The following is a 6,255-nucleotide window of genomic DNA, read 5'->3' on the forward strand; positions in this document are numbered from 1 at the left end:
CCCCCCCCCCCCCCCCCCCCCCCCCCCCCCCCCCCCCCCCCCCCCCCCACCGGGGAATCAGCTGCCTTCGGTGATCTTCGGGGCAGGCTCGTTCTTGTAGTTGGCCGGGCCGAGGTTCTTCTTCACGGCCGCCTCCCAGGAGCCGTCCGAGACCATCTTCGTGAGCGCGGCGTTGATCTTGGTCTGGAGCTCCTTGTCGCCCTTCTTCAGACCGATGCCGTAGTTCTCGTTGCTCATCTTCAGACCGACGAGCTTGAACTTGCCCTTGTTCTTCTCCTGCGCGGCGTAGCCGGCCAGGATCGAGTCGTCCGTCGTCAGCGCGTCAACGGCCTTGTTCTCCAGACCCGTCAGGCACTCGGAGTAGCCCGGGAACTCCTGCAGGTCGGCGTCCTTGGCCAGGTCCTTCTTGATGTTCTGCGCCGAGGTGGAGCCGGTGACGGAGCAGAGCTTCTTCTTGTTGAGGTCCTCGACCTTGGTGATGCTGCTGTCGTCGGCGCGGACCAGCAGGTCCTGGTGGGCCAGGAAGTACGGGCCCGCGAAGTCGACCTTCGCCTTGCGCTTGTCGTTGATCGAGTAGGTCGCGGCGATGAACTTCACGTCGCCGTTGGAGATCAGGTTCTCGCGCTCGGCGCTGACGGCCTGCTTCCACTCGATCTGGTCCGGCTGGTAGCCCAGCTCCTTGGCCACGTACGTGGCCACGTCCACGTCGAAGCCCTCGTACTTGCCGTCGGGGGTCTTCAGGCCCAGGCCCGGCTGGTCGAACTTGATGCCGATGACGATCTTGTCCGACTTGGTGCCGCCCGACGCGCCCGCGTCGGAGGCCGAGTCCTTCGAGCCGCCACCGCACGCGGTCGCGGTCAGGGCGAGAACGACGGCCGTGGCGACGGCCGCGCCGGCCTTGAGAACCTTCATGGTGAACTTCCCTCGGATGAGACGTTGTTGGACGACGAGCGGGGCACGTCGTGGCGACGGCGTGCGCCGTCGACCGGATCACTACCAGACGCGGGCGTCAGTGGTGCAGGATCTTCGACAGGAAGTCCTTGGCGCGGTCGCTGCGCGGGTTGCTGAAGAACTGCTCGGGCGTGGCCTGTTCGACGATCTTTCCGTCGGCCATGAAGACGACCCGGTTGGCGGCGGAGCGGGCGAAGCCCATCTCGTGCGTGACGACGACCATCGTCATGCCCTCGGCCGCGAGCTGCTGCATGACCTCCAGCACCTCGTTGATCATCTCCGGGTCGAGCGCCGAGGTGGGCTCGTCGAAGAGCATCACCTTCGGTTCCATCGCGAGCGCCCTGGCGATCGCGACACGCTGCTGCTGGCCTCCGGACAGCTGGGCCGGGTACTTGTCGGCCTGTGAGCCGACGCCCACCCGGTCGAGCAGCGACTTCGCCCGCTCCAGGGCGGTCGCCTGGTCCGTCTTGCGGACCTTGAGCTGACCCAGCATCACGTTCTGCAGCACCGTCTTGTGCGCGAACAGGTTGAACGACTGGAAGACCATGCCCACGTCGGCGCGCAGCCGGGCCAGTTCCTTGCCCTCGGCCGGCAGCGGCTTCCCGTCGAGCGTGATGCTCCCCGAGTCGATCGTCTCCAGCCGGTTGATCGTCCGGCACAGCGTGGACTTGCCCGATCCCGAAGGACCGATCACCACGACGACCTCACCGCGGGCAATGCTCAGATCGATGTCCTGAAGCACGTGCAGCGCGCCGAAGTGCTTGTTGACGTTGCTCAGTACGACCAGGCCGTCCGCGGCACCCGCCGCGTCCTGAACGTCCTCGGTCACTGATACTCCGCTCATCGGCTTCTTGCTCCGTCCTCCGTCGGTTGGGAGGACAGTAGTGACGGAGCGCGCACAGCGTCATCACATCTGAGGGAGAATTGAGCATAACGATCCGGCCTCGCACCGATACGCTCCGTACGTGACACCGCCCCCGGCACGCTCCGCCCGTACCGGGTGGATAACAGAAGACTCGCCGGACCGGAACCCCCTTGACGCGGGACTCTTCATGGGCGTGGATGCAGGGTGCCCGTGTACACATCCAGGAATCGAGGAAAGGGGGACGCCATGAGACTGCTGCTCGTCGAGGACGATGACCACGTCGCCGCCGCCCTGTCCGCGATCCTCGCCCGGCACGGCTTCCAGGTGACCCACGCCCGCAGCGGCGAGGAGGCCCTGCAGGCGCTGCTGCCCGCCGGTGCCACGGCCGGCGCCTCCCCCTACGGGGTGATCCTGCTCGACCTCGGCCTGCCCGACCAGGACGGCTACGAGGTCTGCGGCAAGATCCGCAAGCGCACCGCCACCCCGGTCATCATGGTCACCGCACGGGCCGACGTGCGCTCGCGCATCCACGGCCTGAACATGGGCGCCGACGACTACGTGGTCAAGCCCTACGACACCGGCGAGCTGCTGGCCCGCATCCACGCCGTCGCCCGCCGCACCGGAGGCTCCGAGGAGTCCGCCGCCACCGTCGGCGGTACCGGCACCCCGGCGCTGGTGCGCTTCGGTCCGGTCGCCATCGAGCTCCCGACCCGCCGGGTCAGCGTGCACGGTGCCGACGTACCGCTCACCCGCAAGGAGTTCGACCTGCTGGCCCTGCTCGCGCAGCGGCCCGGCGTGGTCTTCCGCCGCGAACAGATCATCAGCGAGGTGTGGCGCACCAGTTGGGAAGGGACCGGCCGCACCCTTGAGGTGCACGTCGCCTCGCTGCGCTCCAAGCTGGGCATGCCCGCGCTCATCGAGACCGTCCGCGGGGTGGGCTACCGGCTCGTCACCCCGGCCGCGCCCTAGGGGTCCCGCCGTGCGTGCCCGGCTGCTCCCGCTCCTCGTCGTCCTCATGGCGGGGGTGCTGCTCGCGCTCGGCTTCCCCCTCGCCGTCAGCCTGGCCGCCGCCCAGCAGCAGAAGGTGGTCGTCGACCGGATCGACGACAGCGCCCGCTTCGCGGCCCTCGCGCAGTTCGTCATCGACGCCGAGGGCTCCGGTGCCACCGGCGCCGACGAGCGCCGCAACACCCTCCAGCTGGAACTCGCCCGCTACCACGAGCTGTACGGGATCCGCGTCGGGATCTTCTACCGCGACGACAACGCCATGGTCCGCTCCCCCGGCTGGTGGCAGCTCCCCGAGTCCGGGGAGGGCCGCCGTGCCTTCGAGGAGGCACTCGCCGGACGCCGCAGCCACGACCCCGGACAGGTGTGGCCCTGGCAGACCGACGGGAAGCTTCTCGTGGTCTCCCCGGTCGTGCTCGACGGGGACGTCGTCGCCGTCGTCGCCACCGAATCACCCACCGAACAGATGCGCGGCAGCATCCTGCGCGGCTGGCTGATCATCGCCGCCGGTCTCGCCGCCGCCATGCTGCTCGCGTTCGGCGCGGCCCTGCGCCTCACCGGCTGGGTCCTCAAGCCCGTGCGGACCCTGGACGCGGCTGCGCACGGCATCGCCACCGGCCGGATGAACTCCCGCGTCGCGGCCTCCGGCGGCCCTCCGGAACTCCGCCGCCTGGCCCGTTCGTTCAACGAGATGGCCGACAACGTCGAAGAGGTACTGGAGCAGCAACGGGCGTTCGTCGCGGACGCCTCCCACCAGCTGCGCAACCCGCTCGCCGCACTGCTCCTGCGCATCGAGCTGCTCGCCCTCGAACTGCCCGAGGGGAACGAGGAGATCGCCTCCGTGCGCACCGAGGGCAAGCGCCTCGCCCAGGTCCTGGACGACCTGCTGGACCTGGCGCTCGCCGAGCACGCCTCCGCCGAGATCAGCCTCACCGACATCGGGGCCCTCACCGCCGAACGGGTTGCCGCCTGGCGGCCGTACGCCGAGGAGAAGGGCGTACGGCTCACCGAGGCGGGTCGGACCGCCGTCACCGGCTGGGCCGACCCCATCGCGCTCTCCAGCGCCCTCGACGCCGTCATCGACAACGCCCTGAAGTTCACGCCGGACGGCGAGGAGGTGCAGGTGTCGGTCGCCGTCGAGGGACGCAGCGCGCTCGTCGTCGTCGCCGACCGGGGTCCCGGCCTCACCGAGGAGGAGCTGCTGCGCGTCGGTGACCGCTTCTGGCGCAGCGGCCGCCACCAGAACGTCAAGGGGTCCGGGCTCGGTCTCTCGATCTCCCGCGCCCTGCTCGCCTCGGGCGGTGGGACGATCTCCTACGCGAAGAACCCGCCGCACGGGCTGCGCGTCACCGTCGCCGTCCCGCGCACCGAGCCCCACACCGGCTAGCCGGCCCTCCAGGGCAGGGTGGTGCGGGCCGGAGCGGAGGCCGAGTACGTCTCGTCGACGGCCCTCAGCTCGAAGGCCGCCGCCCGCTCCCCGCCCGCGCGGGTGACGGAGGGGAGGTGGAGGGCGGTCCCGCAGGTGCCGGCCAGGAAGCGGCGGGCGCCGTCCGGCAGCAGGCGGTGCAGCTCGTAGTGGCGGACCGGGCCGGGTGCCCGCTCCCAGGAGAGGCGGAGCTCGGCTTCGGCGCCCCGCCGGGCCGCGGCGTCGACCTTCAGGTGCGCGGGAGCGGCCGGGGGCCGATGCAGGTCGGTGTCGCGCAGCGTCAGGGCGCCGAGCCGCCAGGACGCCGCCCTCTTCCCGGGCACGGTGATCCGTACGGCGAGGGCGTACGCGGTCTCCCCGGCCAGCGGCGCGAGGGCCACGCGGGAGGTCCGCCACCCCGGGCCGCCGCCCGGCGTCGCCGACGCCAGCCAGGTGTACGGCACGGGCTCGCCGGGGCCGGCCGCCTCCCGGGTCGCGACACCGAGCTCCACCGACGCCCCGCCGCGGTGGACCAGCTCCGCGACCGTCCCCGGGGTCAGCACCAGCCGGGTGCCGTGCAGGCCGATCGACGCGGGGGTGGTGAGGTCCCCGGCGACGAGCAGGCTGGAGCCGCCGCGCCAGGCGTCCGCGAAGTCCAGGGTCACCGAGGGGCGCTCCCCGGCGGTGTCCACCACCCAGCGGCGGCCCGGGAGCCGGTCCTGGAGGCCGAGGTGGTTCCAGGGCGTGTCGGAGGTGACCGAGCCCCCCTCGTACCAGCGCAGTCCGTGCCCGGTGTTGAACGAGCAGCCGAAGGGCAGGGCGGAGACCGTGGACCGGTCGGCCACCGCCGTGGCCGGGGCCCGCCAGCCGGACGGGGCCTCGGGCGCGGGACGGGCCGGATCCAGGGACTCGCCCGTCCAGAACCGGTCGTCGGCCCGGTGGAAGGCGCCGGGCGAGCGGTCGGTGAGGTGGTTGCGGGTCCACTCGGGCCGGTAGAGGCCGAGGCTGACGACGTGATCGCGGTCGCGCGGGAGGACCGCGTCCCAGTCGACCCGGGTGTCCCAGCCGCGGGACTCGGTGTCCACGGCGGCCCACAGTTCGAGGCGGGAGCGGCCGAGACGCTCGGCGAGTGCGGCCGACTCCGCCAGGCTCCGCGCGGTCCAGCGGAAGTCGACGAACAGCGAGTCGGCGACCTTCCCCGACCGGTCCTCGAAGAACTCCTGGTTGAGCGCGTTCAGGGCGCCCTGCCAGCCGACCCGGCCGGTGCTGTTCATGGCGTCGTACCAGGTGATCCGCAGCCCGTGCGGGGAGCCTGCCGCCCGCAGGGCGTGCAGGAACTCCCGGGTCCGGGTGGCGAGCGCGCCGTCCCCGCCGTCCGTCTCGGCGTTGACGAACCAGCCGTCGAAGCCGTACGCGCGGGCCACCTCGACGAGCCGCTCCGCCAGCGGGAAGCGGCCGAGGGGGTCCCGCCGGACCAGGTCGCGGGTCCACTGGAGGTCCCCGCCGTAGGCGACGGGCGGCAGGAAGACGTTCCCGAGGACCGGGACGCCGTTGCGGTGGGCGGCGTCGACCACGGGCGCGTTCGGGGCGAGGACGATGCCCTCGCCGGCGGAGCCGCCCCAGAAGACCAGCTCGTCGAGGTACGCCCAGTGGCTCAGGGCGTAGTGGTCGGCGGTCGCCGAGCCCTGGGAGGGATTGCCCGCGGTGGGACCGAAGGAGACGAGCGCGGAGATCCGGGCCCGGCCGGCGCGGGCGGTGCGGTTCGCCGGCACCGGGGCGAACCGCGGGGCCAGCGGCACGGACGCGGTGTTGTGGGCCAGGTCCGGATCGGACTCCGGGGACCAGTCGGCGAGGGAGTGCCACACGATGCCGGGGCCCGGGGTACCGGAGGGGAGCGAGTCGGGGAACCAGTAGGAGGCGTACGGGGCCAGGACGGTCGGCGGTGCGGCCGGGAGGGCGCCGGGGGCCGGGGCGGGTGCCGGGGCCGCGGAGGCGGGCCGGGGCAGTGCGGTCGCCCCCGCCCCGGCGG

Annotated in this window: 5 protein-coding genes; 2 read left to right on the forward strand and 3 right to left on the reverse strand. The window is 72.2% G+C overall.

Features of this window, described 5'->3' with window-relative positions; all coding sequences use genetic code 11:
- Positions 1-57: 57 nt before the first annotated feature.
- Both ACEPPI_RS39445 and ACEPPI_RS39450 read right to left on the reverse strand, forming a co-directional pair.
- Positions 58-912, reverse strand: a complete 855-nt coding sequence (locus ACEPPI_RS39445) for a glutamate ABC transporter substrate-binding protein (protein WP_373920071.1) — start codon at positions 910-912, stop codon at positions 58-60.
- Between the two features lie 97 nt (positions 913-1,009).
- Positions 1,010-1,795 carry an amino acid ABC transporter ATP-binding protein gene (locus ACEPPI_RS39450; protein ID WP_356219476.1) on the reverse strand — a complete coding sequence of 262 codons (786 nt, stop codon included), beginning with the start codon at positions 1,793-1,795 and terminating at the stop codon, positions 1,010-1,012.
- Between the two features lie 267 nt (positions 1,796-2,062).
- Here ACEPPI_RS39450 and ACEPPI_RS39455 point away from each other — a divergent pair, with 267 nt between their 5' ends.
- Together ACEPPI_RS39455 and ACEPPI_RS39460 are read left to right on the forward strand one after the other, a co-directional pair.
- Positions 2,063-2,785, forward strand: coding sequence for a response regulator transcription factor (locus ACEPPI_RS39455; protein ID WP_373920072.1), 723 nt, complete (start codon positions 2,063-2,065; stop codon positions 2,783-2,785).
- A 10-nt stretch (positions 2,786-2,795) separates the two neighbouring features.
- On the forward strand, positions 2,796-4,208 hold the full coding sequence (locus ACEPPI_RS39460; RefSeq protein ID WP_373920073.1) for an ATP-binding protein: 1,413 nt from the start codon (positions 2,796-2,798) through the stop codon (positions 4,206-4,208).
- Here ACEPPI_RS39460 and ACEPPI_RS39465 read toward each other — a convergent pair.
- Positions 4,205-6,255 (reverse strand): endo-beta-N-acetylglucosaminidase (locus ACEPPI_RS39465; protein WP_373920074.1); only part of this gene is annotated, 2,051 nt, incomplete at its 5' end. The two genes, ACEPPI_RS39460 and ACEPPI_RS39465, sit on opposite strands and share 4 nt — an antisense overlap.

Origin of the sequence: Streptomyces sp. AB3(2024) (genome assembly GCF_041862025.1) — a bacterium.
Taxonomy (GTDB): Bacteria; Actinomycetota; Actinomycetes; order Streptomycetales; family Streptomycetaceae; genus Streptomyces.